The sequence below is a fragment of the Streptomyces sp. CRN 30 genome, assembly GCF_034105845.1.
The window spans coordinates 152,450-167,947 of sequence record NZ_JAVRHI010000169.1 but is presented as its reverse complement, the minus strand read 5'-3'; the positions used below and the strand labels follow the sequence as shown (position 1 = coordinate 167,947).

Sequence of the window (15,498 nt, the reverse complement as noted above, 5' to 3'; positions counted from 1 at the left end):
AGTTCCACTGCACCGACTGCGGCCACCGCGCGCACGCCGACGTCGTGGGGGCTTCCAACGTTCTGCGGGCCGGGCTGGCCCGTCGCCAAGCTCAACCAGCTTGACGAGAAGCCCCCTCGTTCACGAGGGGGAGTAGTCACGGTCCATCACGGACGGATCGGCCGGATCACGCCCGACGGCGACCACATCTCCTACCAGCTCGAACCGGCTTCCGGCGGGCCGTCGATCATCACAGCGGGGCCCGATGACGCACTGTGGTTCACCGAGTTCCGCAGCCACCGCATCGGCCGCATCACCACGGCCGGGGACATCACCTCGTTCCCGCTGCCGACGCCGGACGCGGGGCCGTTTGGGATCGCGGTGGGTCCCGACGACGCACTCTGGTTCACCGAGACCAGTGCCGACCGCATCGGCCGAATCACGACCGACGGTCACGTCACCGAGTTCCCCCTTCCCATGACGGGAGCCTTCCCGTCAGCCATCGTCGCCGGCCCGGACGACCGGCTGTGGTTCACGATGAACCAGGCGAACGCGATCGGCGCTGTCGCACGCGACGGCGCCGTCACCGTCCACGCGCTGCCGACACCTGCCAGCGCCCCCGTCGGCATCACAGCCGGCGTCGACGGCGCCCTGTGGTTCGTCGAGATCGGAACCGGCCGGATCGGACGCATCACCCCGGACGGGAAGATCACGGAATTCGCCCTGCCCGACCCCACGTCACGTCCGCACGCCATCGCCGCCGGCGCTGACGGGAATTGCTGGTTTACCGAGTGGGGAGCCAACCGCGTCGGCCGGATCACTCCCGACGGCCGTATCGACGAACACGATCTCCCCAGCCCGTCCTCCGAGCCCCACGGCATCACCCAGGGACCGGACGGCGCGATGTAGACCGCTCTGGAGATCGGGACGATCGCACGCCTCGCCTGACGCGCTGGGCCCCCTTGTCGGGGATGGGGGACGGGGGATGGGGGATGGGGAATCCAGTCCTCGTGGACCACGCCGCGAGCGGGACGGTTGTGCCGAGCGGGACGGTCTCGTCGAGCGGGAGGCAGGTGGTGGAGGAGTCCTTGTGCCGTTCGTCGAGGCCCAGGGCCTCGATGACGGGGTGGTGGATGCAGGCGCGTGTCCAGCGGGTGTGCTCTCCCGTCGGGCGGCACCCCACGGCCAGGTCATCTGCCGGCTTGGCTTGTTTCCCTCTTCCAGGGAGGCAGCACGATCGGGGCCGGCTAGCGCAGCGTGTCGGCGTAGTAGCCGCGGCGTTGCGCGAGGAGCGTGGAGACGTCGTCGTCGGTCGCCTCGGCGAGTTTTCGAAGGTGCCCCAGTAGGTTGTCCTGTTGTTCGTGGCCGGAGCCGGCGACGTAGGCGATCGTGCGGGTCGTTCCTCCCCCGGTGAACAGGAGGCGGTGGGGCAGGCCGTACCAGGTGTCGAAGCTGGCGGTGACCGCCTGCCACAGGCACCAGACGTCATCGGGCCGGCGGTGCTCGGCGAGCAGGAGCGCTGCGGCCTCGATGGTGTGGCTGAAGCCCCAACTGTGGCGGTGGAACCGCACCTCCTGCTCAAGCAGGAAGCGGGCGAAGTCGTGGTCGACCGGCCCCGGGCAGAGGATGAGTGCGTACAGGACGTCCCTGCGGTCCTTCCACCACCGGTCCAGGGGCAGGCCGGTCTCGTCGTAGGCCGCTTCGAACCGCAGGAGGTCCCAGCGCGCGGGGTCCTCTGTCCACCAGGCGAGTCCGAAGGTGTCTTCCCCGGGCGTGTGGGCAGCCGTATCGTCAGGAATGGCGATCTCCCTGATGGCGGGATGTGCGGGCCCGCGTCTGAGACAGAACGGTGCGACGCGGGGCGAGATCGACCTTGATGATCTTCACCGTGAGTGCGTCACCGACCTCGACGACGCCTCCGGTCGATCCATCCGACTCACCGCTGTGCACGAGTCCGTCGCCGGCGCCCTCATCCGCGGCAACACCGGCCGCCGTGGCAGCGCCGACGAGCAAGCGGACGCCATCGTCTGCCTCGCCTCCGACCCTGTCTCCTTCATCAACGGCGCGGTGGTCCCGGTCGATGACGGCTGGGCCGCCGTCTGACGGGTCCGGCGCCGGCCCGGTCCGGCTTGACCAGGCCCGGCCCGGTCACCGCTCCGGTCACGCATGGTCCGCGGGGCCCTCGACGGCCGCTCGCGCAGGACTTCCCCCACACGGGCATGACAGGGTACGTACTGCTTCTCCAGCAGGGTAGTGGCCCTGTCCCGGGAGCGGACGGCGTCGATGACACGGGCGCCACGCTCCGGGAGCCGGGCCGCCAGGGCATGGCCGAAGCCGCTGCTGACGCCGGTGACGAGACGGGTGCGCTCCAGCATCTCCGCAGTGTGCCGCAGGACCTCGTCGAACGCGAAGTCGCCGAGGTACTCGATGAGAGGAGCTTCGGGTCGGTGACGGCGAAAGTGGAGATGTGACGACCGGGGAACAGCCGCTCGTGCGTGGTCACAGCGGCCGGGTCCGGCTTGCGGGCGGTCACGGGCGTACCAGCGTCTTCAGTGCCTCACGGTCGTTCATGGCGCGGTAGCCGTCGGCGATGTCCTCCAGGGAGACCGTTAGGTCGAAGACGCGGCCGGGACGGATCGAGCCGTCGAGGATGTGCGACATCAGTTCCTCGATGTAGGCGCGGGCGGGGGCGACGCCGCGGTGAGGGTGATGTTGCGCATGAAGTCGGCGAAGCCGAACGGCACGTCGGTGAACTGGGGTGCGCCGACACGGCTGACGGTGCCGCCGTCGCGACCCGGGCGACGCCCTCGTCCCCGCGCCGGGTGACGACATCGGTGGCGCCGAAGTCGATGCCGAGGTCGGTGCGGGGCTGATGGCGGCCCATGAGGATGATCTGCTCGGCGCCGAGCAGCTTGGCGGAGATCACGGCGGACAGACCGACGGCGCCGTCCCCGATGACGGTGACGCTGTCGCCGGGGCGGACGCCCGCGGTGCGGGCCGCGTGGTAGCCGGTGCACAGCACGTCGGAGAGGGTGGGGAGGGTCCGGAAGGAGGCCGGAGTCCTCGGCGACGGGCAGCTTGACAAGGGTGCCGTCGGCCAGGGGCACGCGGGCGGCTTGGCCCTGGCCGCCGTCGACGCCGTTCACTAGCCACTGGCCGCCGTGCGGGCAGGAGGTCTGCAGGCCCTCACGGCAGTAGGCGCAGGTGTTGTCGGCCCAGACGAACGGGGCGACGACCACGTCTCCCCGCTTGGGACCGTGCACCTCGGATGAGCTTCGGTGGCGGGGTTGGAGGCCCAGCGTGGAGGCACGGGCACGGTCAGTCAGGACGTGTTCGACGATGCCGGTGTACCGGCCGTACGGCTGCGGGTGCCCCGGTACCAAGCACCGTCGACGCCCTTGACCGAGCGGACGTAGAGCCGGTTGTCGATCCGTACCACCCACATGGTCACCGGGGCGCGCAGAGTACCGTCGGCGCGTCCGGTCTCCAGGTGCAGTTCCTCGGCCGCGCCGATGCCGCTCAGGTCGGATTCGTTCCAGTCGGTCATGGTTCTCACGTTTCGGGTACGGGCGGGACACGGCATCCGCTGGGGCGCCCGGTGGATGAGTTCCGGACACCCAAGAGGTCCGGCGCCGGGTGTGGGGGAGGGGCGTCACGCCCTCAGGCGGGCGAAGGGCGCGTCGTCCACCACGAAGCGGTGGCGGACGCCGGAGGCGTGGACCCGCTTGTGCCGCTCGTAAGAAGTCGGATGCGGCCGCGTCGTGTGTCTGCGAGCATGCGTGGCTGTGGAGATCAACAACGCTGTCATCCGACGTGCGGTCGCCTCCGACGCCGCCGCGGTGGCCGATGTGTGGCTGCGTGCCTTCGCGGCGGCGCTTCCGGGCGTGCGCCGGGCGCATACGGATGACCAGGTCCGCTCCTGGTTCCGTGAGGTGGTCGTGCCGGGCCAGGAGACGTGGGTGGCGACAATCGATGGCTCGGTGGCCGGGATGATGGTGCTGGACGGCGAGGATCTGGAACAGCTCTACCTCGATCCGGACCGGCAGGGCCGGGGCATCGGCGGTCGCCTCCTGCACCTGGCGAAGCAGCGTCGCCCGGCCGGGTTGGCACTGTGGACCTTCCAGATCAACGAGTCGGCCCGTCGCTTCTACGAGCGGCACGGCTTCATCGCCGCCGAGTTCACCGACGGGCACCGCAACGAGGAACGTGAGCCGGATGTCCGGTACGTATGGCGCCCCGGGGAGCAAGAACTTTGAGGACGCTCCCGCCGTCTCGCCGTCACCTCGATCGCGAAGCCTTCGGCGGACACACCTGCGCGCCTGACCCCGTATCCCGCGCTGGCCGGCTGACCCGCGGACACCGGTGGGCGTGGCGCCGTCCTCGTCAATACCGCTGACCGAATGTCAGGGCGATGCGGGAACGTACGTACGGCATACAAGGCGTTCCTGTCCCTGTCGGACCGCTCGCATGGGTGACTCCGGAAGACTTTGAGCGTGTTCATGCGGAAACGGAGAACACGGTGAGTCGGCAGGTCGCGCATCGGACCACGGTGCGCCCGGACCAGTGGAGACGCACATGAACAGCCTCGTCGAACCTCCTCTCGGCCGGCTCCTCGGCGGCATACTCGGCGGCCCGGCCGGCAACGGCGGGCCCCTCGGCACCCTCGTCTGCGCCTAGACGGCCGAGAACGCCGGAGACCTGTACCTCCTGACGCGGCGACTGCGGCACCCGGCTGAGATGCCCGGCAGCTGACATACCGCCCGCTGACCGCCCATCGCCGACCGCCGCTCGCCAGTACCGACTGCCCCGACACCGCTCCCTCCCCCTTCCCTTCCCCTCCCGCAGAGGCCCCGGAGACGGCTCACCCCCCACAAATCGACAAGGAGACTTCCTATGCTGCACGGCATCGACGTCAGCGGCTTCCAGTCCGCGTCCTACGACACCCGCGGCCTCTCCTTCGCCTTCATCAAGGCGACCGAGGGCCGCACCTACACCAACCCGCACCTGGAGGCGCAGGCGCGTACCGCGCGCCGGGCCGGACTGGTCGTCGGCTACTACCACTTCCTGTGGCCCGACCGAATCCGCGCTCAGGCACGGCACTTCCTCGCGAAGGTGCCCGACCGCAGCGGGGACGTGCTGGCCGTGGACTGGGAGACGACCGCCAACGGCAGTCATGCCAGCGACAAGGACAAGGACCGCTTCATCCGCCGGGTGAGGCGACACCGCCCGAACAGCAGGGTGATCCTCTACACCAACCGGGATTTCTGGCTGAACACCGACACCACCTCCTACGTCGGCGACGGCCTGTGGATCGCGGACTACGTCACCGCCGGTAAACCCCGCATCACAAGTGACTGGCTCTTCCACCAGCACACCTCGCACCCCCTCGACAAGAACGTCACCCGCTTCGCCGACAAGGACGCTCTGCGCGACTGGGCAGCCGGAGCCTGACACACCCCGGCACCTCCATCCCGGGCCACCCTCCTTCCCGAGCAGCCCTCGCCGGAAAGGGCAGCCGCCCGGAGAAGACGGACCGGACCCTAGACGGCAGCCCCGGCTTCGAGGTCGAAAGGGACACCTGTGAGCTGTTCGCTCGCCGCCCACAGCCGGCTGCCCTGCGCGGGGTCGTCGGCGCCGGTGGGGAGCTTGGCGGGCTCGGGGGTGCCGGAGGTCTGGTCGCGTCCGGCGGGGCCGATGAACTGGCCCGTCCGGACGTGCGGGCTGGTCGCCGCGTACAGGGAGGGCCAGGCGCCACCCTCGGCCGAGCCCATGAGCAGGCGTGCGGCGATCGGGGTGACCACGCGGCTCAGGGGTCCGGTGCCGTGCTGCTGCAAGCCGGTCATCGCCGACCCCGGGTGGACGACGAGCGCCTCGACGGGGCTGCCCGCGGTGCGGCGCGCGAGTTCGAGGGTGTAGACGATGTTGGCGCGCTTGGACTTGGCGTAAGCGCCCATGGGGCGGTAGCTCTTCTCGCTCATCAGGTCGTCCAGCCTGCCCGCCGGCCAGCGCGCCGCGATGGCGCTGACGGTGACCACGCGCGGTGCGGGCGAGCGGCGCACGGCGGGCCAGACCTGGGCGTCGAAGGCGAAGTGGCCGAGGTGATTGGTGCCGACCGTCATTTCGAGGCCGTCGTGGGTGGTTCGCCGCTCGGGCAGGTTCATCACGCCGGCGTTGTTGATGAGCAGGTCGACCGTCTCGGTCTCGGCGATGCGGGTGGCCGCGTCGCGGACGGAGGAGAGGTCGGAGAGGTCGAGCACGAGGGTGTCCGTCCGGGCCTCGGGGGCCGCGGCGCGCACGGCCTCCGCGGCCTGGTCCAGCTTGGGCCGGCTGCGGCCGGCCAGGATGACGCGGGCCCCGTGCCGGGCGAGCGCGCGGGCGGTCTCGAGTCCGATCCCGCTGTTCCCGCCGGTGATCAGCGCGGTGCGGCCGGTCTGGTCGGGGATGTCGTCGGGTGTCCAGTGGTTCACCGTTGTCACGCTCCTCGGGTTCGTTTGCCGACTTCGTCGATGAAGGGCGTCGGTCCTGGTACGCGGGCCAGGCCGACGCCCCATTTCAGACCGGCGGTCTTTTGGGGTGGTCCCAACGTAGGAGACCGCCGGTCTGATGTCAAAAGACCGGCTGTCTGTAATCTGGGGGCATGACGAACTTCCAGCGCGCGCGGAGTGAGGAGCAGCGTGAGGTGCGGCGCCAGGCCATCCTGGACACCGCCGCCGCCATGCTCGACGAGATGCCCATCGGCGAGATCAGCCTCAACGAGCTGAGCCGCCGTGTCGGGCTGGCGAAGTCCAACGTGCTGCGCTACTTCGAATCGCGTGAGGCGATCCTGCTGGAGTTGCTCGACCGCGCCTGGCGGCAGTGGGTGGCCGACCTGCCTGCCCTCGCGCACGCCGGCATCGACCGTGAGGCTCCGGTGAGTCGGCGTGCGGAGCAGTTCGCCGCCGTCGTCGCGGGCTCCCTCGCCCCACGCCGGGTCCTGTGCGACCTGCTGAGCGCGCAGGCGGGGGTACTGGAACACAACGTCTCCCCGCTGGTGGCCGCCGGCTACAAGCGCGCGGCCGTGGCCAACGTCGCAGACATCGCGGCGTTGGCCCACCAGTACCTTCCTGAACTGGGTGACGCCGCACCGCAGTTGACCGCAGCCATGATCATGGCCATCGGTGCCGTGTGGACCCACGCACGGCCCTCTGCGGCGATGCTCGCCGCCTACGAAGCCGACCCCTCACTCACCGCGTTCAAGCTGGACTTCGTGACCGCCCTGCGGGAGATGCTGGCCACGCTCACCGCGGGCATCATCGCCCGCGCATCCGCCTGAACCCGGTTCTGCCCCCGCGGGAGACCGTGCCGGAGCCGCCGCGTCCGGGGAGTCAGCCGTCCGGGCGCAGTGACCGGCGTGCGACGAGGGCCGCGCCCAGGTGCTGGAGATCCAGGGGGCGGGTCGGCGACAGGCCGGTGAGGGTGGTGATGCGGCGCAGTCGGTAGTCGACCGTGTTGGGGTGGATGTGGAGCGACGCGGCGGTGGCGCGGCGGTCCAGTTCGCGCGCGAGACGGGTCTCCAGGGTCCGCAGGAGGCCCGGTCTGCCCTCCAGGGGCCGCAGCAGGGAGGCCAGGCCGTGCAGGGCTCGCCGGGGCGGCTCAGCTGGTAGTCGAGGAGGACGTCGGCCAGCCGGTAGAGGCCGGCTGACCGGCCGGAGCGGCGTACGAGGGCGACGACCTCGGCGGTACGGGCGACGGCCGCCGGTATCCCGGGCGGTTCGGCCGTCTCGGCCGAGGCGGTCACCGGCACGTCGGCGAAGTCTGCGTTACCGCCCAGTTAGGCAGGGCCCCGGAGGACTGCAAGATGACCAGCGGCACCTTCCGCTCCAGCTCCGACGCCGGCGCGGATCCGCATCCACCGCCGCGGAAGCGTATCCGCACCGTTTCTCCCGTACCGCGCCTCGCACAGCTTGCCGCCATACCGTCCTCGGACTTCGGGAGCCGCAGTGAACAGGTCGTACCGCAAAGGAATCACCCGCATGGTCAAACGCGCGCTCGGCGCGGGTCTGGTGGCCGGGCTGCTGACGGGAGCGCCCGCCGCTACCGCCGCCACCGCCGCCACCGCCGTCGCCGTCGCCGTCGCCGAGTCCGCGGCGGGGGAGGTGTACGTGGCCCTCGGCGACTCGGTGGCCTCGGGTCCGCTGATTCCCTGGCCCACGGGGCCGCTGGCCTGCGGCCGCTCCACGCAGAACTACCCGCACCCGCACGAGCTGGCGGAGCGGCTGGACGTCGCCACGTTCCGCGATGTGACGTGCGGTGGCGCGAAGACGGACCACAAGACGCAGCCGCAGGGACTGTCCCTGTTGCTCCGACCGCCCTGAGAAGGTGGAACTCCACTCCGGCCGCGACTACTACGAACGCGCCCTGGCCGTGGTGGACGCCCTGGGCCCGGAGACGTTCCACGTGGAGGGCGGCGACCGCGGCAGCCTCCCGGCGTGGATGCTCGCGGCCCTCAACCCCGAGCGGTCCTCGGTCCCATCTCGGAGAATGTCAGCCACCTCAACGGCTTCTTCATCGATCCCGTCCTCGACCGGCGCAAGCGATCGTGGTACCTGTCGTACTTCCAGTTCGAGGCGGCCGAAGAGGCGCTGAGTGCGGACGACCGGGCCTGGCCCGGAAGTTCTTCGACCGGCACCCCGACACCGTCCCCGCGGCCGAGTCCCCGCCCGAGGTGACGGCACCGGTGCCGCGCGCAGCACGTTCACACCCCGACGACCTGGACGTCGAGCATGTCCCGCACGGCCTCGGCACCGGTCTCCTCGACGGCCGCGAGTAGCCGTAGCCCGCGTTGTCGACGACGACGTCCAGACGGCCGAAGCGCTCCGTCGCCCGCTCCACGCACCCTTGACCTGAGCCTCGTCCGTCAGGTCCACGGTCAGCGCGAGGAGCCGGCCGGTGTCGGCTGTGCTGCCCGGCGCGGTCGTCAGGCGCTCGACGGAGCGGGGCGCGGCGGCCACGTTGCTGCCCTGGGGAGCTCGCGGACTTCCTCAAGCGCTCCCGCGCCCACTGCGATCCCGAGCGGGCAGGACAGCCGCGTCCGGCGCCTGCCCGGCCTTCGGCGGGAGGAGGTCGCCCGCCTGGCGGGCGTGTCGGTTCCGGCACCCCTTGGTCGGCGGACTCACCGTGAGGTACGAGACGCTCGTACCTCACGGCGACGGCCGAACCACCCTGTTCCTCTGCACCGCTCAGCCCCGGTCGGCTTCCGCCCAGGCGCTGAGCCTGCCGGCTTCGTGGACACTGGCGGGACCATCGGCAGCCGGGCCCTACGGCGAGGCCCGCCCGCGTCGACGGCCGGTCAGTTGGAGAAGTAGAAGTACTTCCAGGCGCCGTGCGTGGTGGAGTTCACCGAATCGGAAGCGCGTGGCGCGCGTGCGGGGCACTGCCCGTGGAGCCGGCCCCAGTGGGACACCGGCGACCCGTCAGGACGGCACGGCAGTCGCTGTGGAGGCGCGACGGTGCCGCGGGATGTCCTCAGACGGTGGGTCGCCCGGTCATGCGAGTGTCCGACGAGCGAGGGACGTCACCGTGTCCACTGATTCCACGAGGGCATCCACCTTCCTCGTCCATGACGTGGGTGCATGCACCACTTCTGGTCGCCCACGTGTTCCGCGATGTCGATCACGCCGTCCAGAACCCGGTCGAGGGCATCGACTACCTCGTACGTGGCCCGGATGACGCCGTGTGGGCCTTCGAGCCCGATGTGGTGAACGCGTGCCAGCAGGTTCAGGGAGAGCGACCGCAGAAGTTGGTGCTTCTCCGACATCTCGAACCCCCACACTTCACCTCGTTCGCACTCTCCCTCGAAACTCCAGAGCTCGTGGATGAGGGCGGTAGCGGCTGCGATGAATGTGGCGTACTCGTCACGCTGTCCCTGTCGGCGCCATTGCCGATGCAGAGCTTGTGTCTGCAACCGGCTGGCCAGGATCGCGCAACCGCCACCTACCGCGGCACCCGTGATCCCGGCGGCCGCAGCCACAACGCTGGTCCAAGCAGCGGTGTCCACCGGGCCAGCATGTACGGGAAGCGGTCCCTCCGTCCATCCGCCGTACTGCCGAATCAACGGTCCGAGTCCCACGGTCACGTGTGCTGCGCCGATGACTTCCATGCTCACTCCCATGCTGTCTGTAGGAGATTCGCGATCGGGTGGGCTGTCATCCGCACGGGATGGCCGGGGATGGCCGGGGACGGCCGGGGACGGCCGGGTGAGGGTTGACGCGGGCTCTCGCCGGGAGGTCTGCGGCGGGCAGTCAGTTCCCGGTGAGGCGGGCCGTCAAGCGGGACAGCAGGGCGACGGACTCGCTGAGTCGCCGTATCTCGTCGGGCGTGAAGGTCTCCTGGATGGCGGCGCCGAGGGCGTCTGTGCGCAGAGCGCGTTCCCGCTGGAGGCGGGAGCGGCCGGCGTCGGTGAGGTGCAGCAGCAGCTTGCGGCCGTCGTCGGGATGGCGCTCGCCACGGACCAGGCCGTCGGTGGAGAGCTCCTTCACCGATTTGGCGGCCGACTGGTGTGTGACGCCGCGCAGACGGGCGAGGTCGGCTGTGGTCAAGGGGCCGTCACGGTCGAGGTATCCGAGGACGGCGGCCTCGCCGGGCGGCATGGTGTCCACGGTACGCACAGCCCGGACCAGTTCGCCGAGTGACCGCCGCAGCTCTTCGGCCAGTGCGTCTTCGTTCATGGGGCCATCCTAGCGCTCCTCTTGCACTTAGTTGTACAGTTTAGTTGTACAACTGAGTTGTTTGGTTATCGGAGACAGAAGGGCGTGCTGGTCATGGAGCTCACCAAGTTCGGTCATGCGTGTGTGCGGTTGGAGAAGGAGGGGCGCCGTCTGGTCATCGACCCGGGCGGCCTGACCGACCCGAGGGTGCTGGAAGGCGCCGACGCGGTGCTCGTGACGCACGAGCACTTCGACCACTTCTCGGAGGAGGCGCTGCGCCGGGCTGCCGCGGCGCGTCCGGGACTGCGTATCTGGACCAACTCGTCCGTCGCGAAGCGACTGGACGGCCTCGGCGCGCAGGTTGTTGTCACCGGGGAGGGGGACGCCTTCGGCGCCGCAGGCTTCGGCATCACGGTTCACGGAGCCTGGCACGCGGTCATCCACCCGGATGTCCCGCGCATCCCCAACGTGGGCTTCCTGGTGGACGGAACCGTTTTCCATCCCGGTGACGCCCTGACCGTCCCCGGCACCCCGGTCGGCACGCTGCTGCTGCCGGTGCACGCTCCCTGGTCCACCGTCGGTGATCTGATCGACTATCTGCGCGAGGTCGCGCCCCGCGACGCCTACGCCGTGCATGACGGTGCCCTCAACGACATCGGTACCGCCATGGTCGAGGGCTTCCTCGGCGAGCGTGGTCCCGGAGTCCCCGCCCGCTATCGCTGCTTGGCCGCGGGCATGAGTGTCCGGATCGACTGAGATCCGGTGGCGGCGCCTTCCTCGCCGGATCGCCCCCGTCACCTCCCGCCGGCTCACGCGCTCAGCTCTGAGGCTCAGGGGCGGCGGGGGCGGCGGGGGCGGCGGGCGCCTGTCTCATCTATGGTCCTCACCCGTCGGCGGATCAGCGGCATGAGTCGTCTCGTGGTAGTGGGGGTGGAAGACCCCGACTGCTGTGCGGTCAGGTGGTAGAAGCCTTGCCGGCTCAGTTCCAGGTCTGGCCGGCCGGTTCCTTGATGGTGCGGTTGATCCGGTTGAAGAAATTGGTCAGTGCGATCTCCAGGTTGACGGCGCCGATCTGTTCCTCGGTGAAATGGGCGTTGGCCTCGTCCCAGACCGCGTCGGTGACGCCTTCCGCACCGTCCTGAAGCCGGGTGGCGGCCTCGGCCAGTGCCAGTGCGGCGCGCTCCGCGTCGGTGTAGAAGGGTGCCTCGCGCCATGCCGCCACGTTGTGCAGCCGCTCGTCGGTGTCACCGGCCTTCTTCCCTCCGGCGACACCGGCGTGGACGCACGCCGAACAGCCGTTGATCTGGCTGACGCGCAGGTGGACCAGTGCGAGCAGCTTCGGGTCGACGCCGCCGGCGGCGATCGCCTTCTGCAGGTGCCCGATCGCGGTCCACACATCGGAGCTGTCGGTGTTCTTGTTCTTGAGCCGGTTCTCCATGGGAGGGTGCTCTCCTTCATCAGGGGGGTTACGTTTCCGGGCCGGTGCCCGTCACCCCTATGACGGAGCCGCTTCCAAGGAGGTAACACCATGTCCGGCGCTCATCCCACGGATCCGCTCGCCGAGGCCTTCGAGGCCCACCGCGACCGGCTCCGAGCTGTCGCGCACCGCGTGCTCGGCTCGTACGCCGACGCGGAGGACGTGGTCCAGGAGGCGTGGCTGCGTCTCTCCCGGCAGGACGCCGACGCCATCGACAACCTCGGTGGCTGGCTGACCACCGTGGTCGGCCGCATCAGCCTCGATGTCCTACGCTCGGGCCGCACTCGCCCGGAAGTCGCCCTCGACGACCGGCTGCCCGAATACACCGTGACGCTCGACGACGCCCCCGCCCCGGAAGATCTCGTGGCACTCGGGGACTCCGTCGGTCTCGCACTCCTGACCGTCCTGGACTCGCTGCGCCCGGACGAGCGGCTGGCGTTCGTGCTGCACGATGTGTTCGCCGTGTCCCACGCGGAGGTCGGCACCATCCTCGGCAGAACCGCCGACGCGACCAAGATGCTCACCAGCCGCGCCCGTAGGAAAGTACGGACCGCCCGGCAGTCGGCCGGTGGCGTGCGACAGCAACGCGAGGTGGTGCGGGCATTCCTGGCCGCGGCCCGCGACGGCCGGTTCGAGCAGCTACTGCACGTTCTCCACCCCGAGGTGAAGTTCACCGTCCACACCCCGAACGGCCGGTTCGTCACGATCGGGGCCACCGAGGTCGCCACCCGCGCGCGCGTCGCCGGCAGCGCGGCACGAGGACACACGGCGACCGTCAACGGCCGCCCCGGCGTCCTCTCCTGGAACGAGGACGGCACCCCGCGCTCCCTCCTTGCCTTCACCGTCACCGACGGCCGCATCACCGAGATCACCGCCGTGGTCGACCCGGCCGAACTCGCGCTCATGGATCTGCCCGAGCCGGCGTGACCCTCCCGTCGGCCGGGGGAAACCTTCGACATGTCTCATGAGACATGTGACCGGTCGAATGCGGGGGAGTGGTAGCCGCCCTCACTCGGACTCTGTGTCCGGGGCGCGCCGAGGCGGCGTCGGGCGGTCAGCAGGTCCGGTGGGGAGGTCAGGTGCCGGGGTGGCCGGCCGCCTTGGCGATGACGTCGGCGCTTTCCCGGAATTCGGCGCGAGACCGCGGGGGTCAGTGGGGCGAGGAGCCGGTCGAGCTCTTCGACCACGTTCTGGTGGAAGGCGAGGGCCGAGCGGCGTCCGTCTTCGGTGAGGACCACCTGGACGGCGCGGCGGTCGCCGGGGACGAGTGAGCGTTCGACGAGGTGGCGCTGGGCGGCCCGGTCGACGAGTCCGGTCAGGTTGGCCTTGCCCACGCCGAAGAGGCGGGCGAGTTCGGCCATGCCGCGCGGCTTCTCCGCCAGGACGCAGAGCATGCGAGCCTGCGCGGGAGTCAGGTCGTGACGCTCGGCGACGCGCTGGAAGGTGTCCCGGACCAGCCCGGAGAGCTGGATCAGGGCCGTGGCGTCGGCCTCCGGCGCGGCCTGTGCGCCGAGGGGCGCCCCGTCGGCCGGGGCGAGGTCGCCGAGGGCTGCGCTGGTTCCTGCGGGACTTCCCGCTGCCCCACCTCGACGAGGTGATGCCGCCCTCGTTCGGCCAGTACCAGAACGAACACACCCGGCGCTGGGCCGAGAAGATCGCGTCGTTCGACGGGTTCATCGTCATAACGCCGGAGTACAACCACAGCACCAGCGGTGTGCTGAAGAACGCGATCGACTACCTGTTCGCCGAGTGGAACAACAAGGCCATCGGCTTCATCTCCTACGGCGCCCACGGCGGCGTCCGTGCCGTGGAGCACCTGCGGGTGATGGCCGGGGAGCTGATGATGGCCGACGTACGCGCCCAGGTCGTCCTGCCCTTCGCCACCGAGTTCGAGAACCACTCGACGTTCACGCCGGGCGACTACAACCTGCCGGTGCTCGACACCATGCTCGACCAGGTCGTCGCATGGAGCCAGGCACTCGCGCCGCTGCGCGCCCCGCAGGCCAATGAGCCGGCTGCTCCGGCCGGCGTACTCGCTTCCGATGTGATCGTTCACGGGCCCCTGGGGCGGATCGACGGCGCCGAGCAGTACCAGGCGTCCCTGAGCCGGATCTTCGCTCTCACCGGCACCCTCGAATTCCGCAAGCGGTGGGTCGACGGCGGCGACGTCATGACCTGGTTCGACCTGCACCCCCGTGGTGGTTCGGCCCCCTTCTCCGTGGCCGGTTGGCTGCACGTCGAAGACGGCCGCATCAGCGGCGTCCGCGTCACCTTCGACCTCGGCAGGCTTCTGCGGGCCGGTGACCCCGGGAGCAGCGGATCCTGAAGCTCACCCCGGTCACCTCCTGGAGCATGAACCTGTCCGGGACCTGGTCGGCCGGGGGCCGGCACGGCGTGGGGCATGGAGCGGTGCGGGGAGTGCGAGCAGGTTCACCGGGACGAGCGGGCCCCTTTCACGCCGTTTCCTCACGGCACACCTCGGGGCCCCCGTCACGTGGCGGCTCACGTGCACGTCGAGTACGCGCGGGGTACCGGTACGGTGCGTTCCGGTGTCGTCGCCCCACCGCCCTTCGACGCTCCGTCCGCTGTTCGGCACCGCGTGCCTGTCCTGCTCATCCCGTCCGGTCGCCTCGGCCCCTCGCTCCTGACGGCAGGTGACTCCCCGGGCGTCCAAATTGGCGAGTACATGACTAAAAGGGCCGACTCCTCGTTGGTTAACGTCTTCCGCGCCGGATGTCCCGGCAGACCACACCACACAGGGGGACCAACCACCATGCGCATGCGAACCAAGGCACTGACGACCATCGCGGCCGGCATGCTCGCCACCGCGGCCATGGCCGCGCCCGCCGTCGCGGCCTCCGACCCCGGTCGGACGGACACCCGGAGAACGCTGTCCGAGTCGACCATCCAGGCTACCGTCACCACCTGGACCGGAGCGAACGTCCGCAGCTGCGCGTCCACGAACTGCGGCGTCGTCTACTCCGTCGGCGCCAACACCACCCTCAACGCCGTGTGCTGGGACTACGGCCAGTACGTCAACCAGAACGGCATCGCCCACGACAAGTGGGTCCAGCTCCTCTCCGGCAACTGGATCTGGGGCGGCCTGCTGAAGGGCAACGAGACGGGCAACATCTCCGTCAAGTGTTCCTGAACGACCTGATCACGCACCAGGGCCGCAGGGGCACGGAAGGAACGTGCCCCTGCGGGTCGCGTACCCCACGGAGCCGAGGCCCCTCCCTCCCACCTCGCGGGTATCGGTCCGGAGCAGACCGGCCAGTGACTCGGAGACCGGTGAGCCGACGCGTGACGCGGCAGATCGCAGCGGTACCCACCGGCCTCGAACGCGATGCGGCGCCG

18 protein-coding genes and 3 pseudogenes are annotated in these 15,498 nt (G+C 70.2%); 12 read left to right on the top strand and 9 right to left on the bottom strand.

Features of this window, described 5'->3' with window-relative positions; genetic code table 11:
* Positions 1-888: hypothetical protein (locus UW392_RS17185; RefSeq protein WP_320775887.1), on the top strand; the 888-nt coding region annotated here is incomplete at its 5' end.
* 338 nt (positions 889-1,226) lie between these two features.
* Here the strand turns inward: UW392_RS17185 and UW392_RS17180 are convergent.
* Complete coding sequence (locus UW392_RS17180) at positions 1,227-1,550, bottom strand: hypothetical protein (RefSeq protein WP_320775886.1); 324 nt, start codon at positions 1,548-1,550, stop codon at positions 1,227-1,229.
* A 226-nt stretch (positions 1,551-1,776) separates the two neighbouring features.
* On the opposite strand from UW392_RS17180, the gene UW392_RS66990 reads away from it, so the two are divergent.
* Positions 1,777-2,082 (top strand): hypothetical protein, encoded by a 306-nt coding sequence (locus tag UW392_RS66990; protein WP_414496288.1) that lies wholly within the window; start codon positions 1,777-1,779, stop codon positions 2,080-2,082.
* 116 nt (positions 2,083-2,198) lie between these two features.
* On the top strand, positions 2,199-2,450 hold the full coding sequence (locus UW392_RS17170; protein WP_320775885.1) for a hypothetical protein: 252 nt from the start codon (positions 2,199-2,201) through the stop codon (positions 2,448-2,450).
* Between the two features lie 58 nt (positions 2,451-2,508).
* Here UW392_RS17170 and UW392_RS17165 read toward each other — a convergent pair.
* Both UW392_RS17165 and UW392_RS17160 read right to left on the bottom strand, forming a co-directional pair.
* A pseudogene (locus UW392_RS17165) lies at positions 2,509-3,248 on the bottom strand (IMP dehydrogenase); the annotation flags it as partial.
* Positions 3,249-3,301: 53 nt separating this feature from the next.
* Positions 3,302-3,526: a DUF2255 family protein gene (locus UW392_RS17160; protein ID WP_320775884.1), complete on the bottom strand. Its 225-nt coding sequence runs from the start codon at positions 3,524-3,526 to the stop codon at positions 3,302-3,304.
* Positions 3,527-3,764: 238 nt separating this feature from the next.
* Between UW392_RS17160 and UW392_RS17155 the strand changes: the two genes are divergently transcribed.
* Together UW392_RS17155 and UW392_RS17150 are read left to right on the top strand one after the other, a co-directional pair.
* Positions 3,765-4,235 (top strand): GNAT family N-acetyltransferase, encoded by a 471-nt coding sequence (locus tag UW392_RS17155; protein WP_320775883.1) that lies wholly within the window; start codon positions 3,765-3,767, stop codon positions 4,233-4,235.
* Between the two features lie 637 nt (positions 4,236-4,872).
* Complete coding sequence (locus UW392_RS17150; protein ID WP_320775882.1) at positions 4,873-5,430, top strand: glycoside hydrolase family 25 protein; 558 nt, start codon at positions 4,873-4,875, stop codon at positions 5,428-5,430.
* An 89-nt stretch (positions 5,431-5,519) separates the two neighbouring features.
* Here the strand turns inward: UW392_RS17150 and UW392_RS17145 are convergent, their stop codons facing one another.
* Positions 5,520-6,446 carry an oxidoreductase gene (locus tag UW392_RS17145; RefSeq protein ID WP_320775881.1) on the bottom strand — a complete coding sequence of 309 codons (927 nt, stop codon included), beginning with the start codon at positions 6,444-6,446 and terminating at the stop codon, positions 5,520-5,522.
* Positions 6,447-6,616: 170 nt separating this feature from the next.
* Between UW392_RS17145 and UW392_RS17140 the strand changes: the two genes are divergently transcribed.
* Positions 6,617-7,291: a TetR/AcrR family transcriptional regulator gene (locus UW392_RS17140; protein WP_320775880.1), complete on the top strand. Its 675-nt coding sequence runs from the start codon at positions 6,617-6,619 to the stop codon at positions 7,289-7,291.
* Positions 7,292-7,343: 52 nt separating this feature from the next.
* On the opposite strand, the pseudogene UW392_RS17135 reads toward UW392_RS17140, so the two are convergent.
* Positions 7,344-7,768: pseudogene (locus tag UW392_RS17135) on the bottom strand (PucR family transcriptional regulator); the annotation flags it as partial.
* A gap of 223 nt (positions 7,769-7,991) precedes the next feature.
* Here UW392_RS17135 and UW392_RS17130 point away from each other — a divergent pair.
* Positions 7,992-8,333, top strand: a complete 342-nt coding sequence (locus tag UW392_RS17130; protein WP_414496285.1) for a hypothetical protein — start codon at positions 7,992-7,994, stop codon at positions 8,331-8,333.
* 574 nt (positions 8,334-8,907) lie between these two features.
* A pseudogene (locus UW392_RS17125) lies at positions 8,908-9,171 on the top strand (hypothetical protein); the annotation flags it as partial.
* A 361-nt stretch (positions 9,172-9,532) separates the two neighbouring features.
* On the opposite strand, the gene UW392_RS17120 reads toward UW392_RS17125, so the two are convergent.
* Together UW392_RS17120 and UW392_RS17115 are read right to left on the bottom strand one after the other, a co-directional pair.
* Entirely contained in the window at positions 9,533-10,117 is a 585-nt protein-coding gene (locus tag UW392_RS17120; protein ID WP_320775891.1) for a hypothetical protein, read from the bottom strand.
* Positions 10,118-10,259: 142 nt separating this feature from the next.
* Entirely contained in the window at positions 10,260-10,685 is a 426-nt protein-coding gene (locus UW392_RS17115) for a MarR family winged helix-turn-helix transcriptional regulator (protein WP_320775879.1), read from the bottom strand.
* Positions 10,686-10,778: 93 nt separating this feature from the next.
* Here UW392_RS17115 and UW392_RS17110 point away from each other — a divergent pair, with 93 nt between their 5' ends.
* Positions 10,779-11,420, top strand: a complete 642-nt coding sequence (locus UW392_RS17110; RefSeq protein ID WP_320775878.1) for an MBL fold metallo-hydrolase — start codon at positions 10,779-10,781, stop codon at positions 11,418-11,420.
* 223 nt (positions 11,421-11,643) lie between these two features.
* Here the strand turns inward: UW392_RS17110 and UW392_RS17105 are convergent, their stop codons facing one another.
* Entirely contained in the window at positions 11,644-12,102 is a 459-nt protein-coding gene (locus UW392_RS17105) for a carboxymuconolactone decarboxylase family protein (protein WP_320775877.1), read from the bottom strand.
* 90 nt (positions 12,103-12,192) lie between these two features.
* Between UW392_RS17105 and UW392_RS17100 the strand changes: the two genes are divergently transcribed.
* Positions 12,193-13,068 carry a sigma-70 family RNA polymerase sigma factor gene (locus UW392_RS17100; RefSeq protein WP_320775876.1) on the top strand — a complete coding sequence of 292 codons (876 nt, stop codon included), beginning with the start codon at positions 12,193-12,195 and terminating at the stop codon, positions 13,066-13,068.
* 35 nt (positions 13,069-13,103) lie between these two features.
* On the opposite strand, the gene UW392_RS17095 is transcribed toward UW392_RS17100, so the two are convergent.
* On the bottom strand, positions 13,104-13,556 hold the full coding sequence (locus UW392_RS17095) for a MarR family winged helix-turn-helix transcriptional regulator (RefSeq protein WP_320775890.1): 453 nt from the start codon (positions 13,554-13,556) through the stop codon (positions 13,104-13,106).
* A gap of 89 nt (positions 13,557-13,645) precedes the next feature.
* Between UW392_RS17095 and UW392_RS17090 the strand changes: the two genes are divergently transcribed.
* Both UW392_RS17090 and UW392_RS17085 read left to right on the top strand, forming a co-directional pair.
* Positions 13,646-14,467, top strand: a complete 822-nt coding sequence (locus UW392_RS17090) for an NAD(P)H-dependent oxidoreductase (RefSeq protein WP_414496282.1) — start codon at positions 13,646-13,648, stop codon at positions 14,465-14,467.
* Between the two features lie 453 nt (positions 14,468-14,920).
* Positions 14,921-15,292 carry a hypothetical protein gene (locus UW392_RS17085; protein ID WP_320775874.1) on the top strand — a complete coding sequence of 124 codons (372 nt, stop codon included), beginning with the start codon at positions 14,921-14,923 and terminating at the stop codon, positions 15,290-15,292.
* The last annotated feature ends 206 nt before the right edge of the window (positions 15,293-15,498 follow it).

Coding starts and splice junctions, on each gene's coding strand:
- UW392_RS17120 (WP_320775891.1), bottom strand. CDS start 10,117: ATGGAAGTCATCGGCGCAGCACACGTGACCGTGGGACTCGGACCGTTG.
- UW392_RS17100 (WP_320775876.1), top strand. CDS start 12,193: ATGTCCGGCGCTCATCCCACGGATCCGCTCGCCGAGGCCTTCGAGGCC.
- UW392_RS17160 (WP_320775884.1), bottom strand. CDS start 3,526: ATGACCGACTGGAACGAATCCGACCTGAGCGGCATCGGCGCGGCCGAG.
- UW392_RS17115 (WP_320775879.1), bottom strand. CDS start 10,685: ATGAACGAAGACGCACTGGCCGAAGAGCTGCGGCGGTCACTCGGCGAA.
- UW392_RS17110 (WP_320775878.1), top strand. CDS start 10,779: ATGGAGCTCACCAAGTTCGGTCATGCGTGTGTGCGGTTGGAGAAGGAG.
- UW392_RS17170 (WP_320775885.1), top strand. CDS start 2,199: ATGACAGGGTACGTACTGCTTCTCCAGCAGGGTAGTGGCCCTGTCCCG.
- UW392_RS17150 (WP_320775882.1), top strand. CDS start 4,873: ATGCTGCACGGCATCGACGTCAGCGGCTTCCAGTCCGCGTCCTACGAC.
- UW392_RS17085 (WP_320775874.1), top strand. CDS start 14,921: ATGCGAACCAAGGCACTGACGACCATCGCGGCCGGCATGCTCGCCACC.
- UW392_RS17105 (WP_320775877.1), bottom strand. CDS start 12,102: ATGGAGAACCGGCTCAAGAACAAGAACACCGACAGCTCCGATGTGTGG.
- UW392_RS17130 (WP_414496285.1), top strand. CDS start 7,992: ATGGTCAAACGCGCGCTCGGCGCGGGTCTGGTGGCCGGGCTGCTGACG.
- UW392_RS66990 (WP_414496288.1), top strand. CDS start 1,777: ATGGCGATCTCCCTGATGGCGGGATGTGCGGGCCCGCGTCTGAGACAG.
- UW392_RS17140 (WP_320775880.1), top strand. CDS start 6,617: ATGACGAACTTCCAGCGCGCGCGGAGTGAGGAGCAGCGTGAGGTGCGG.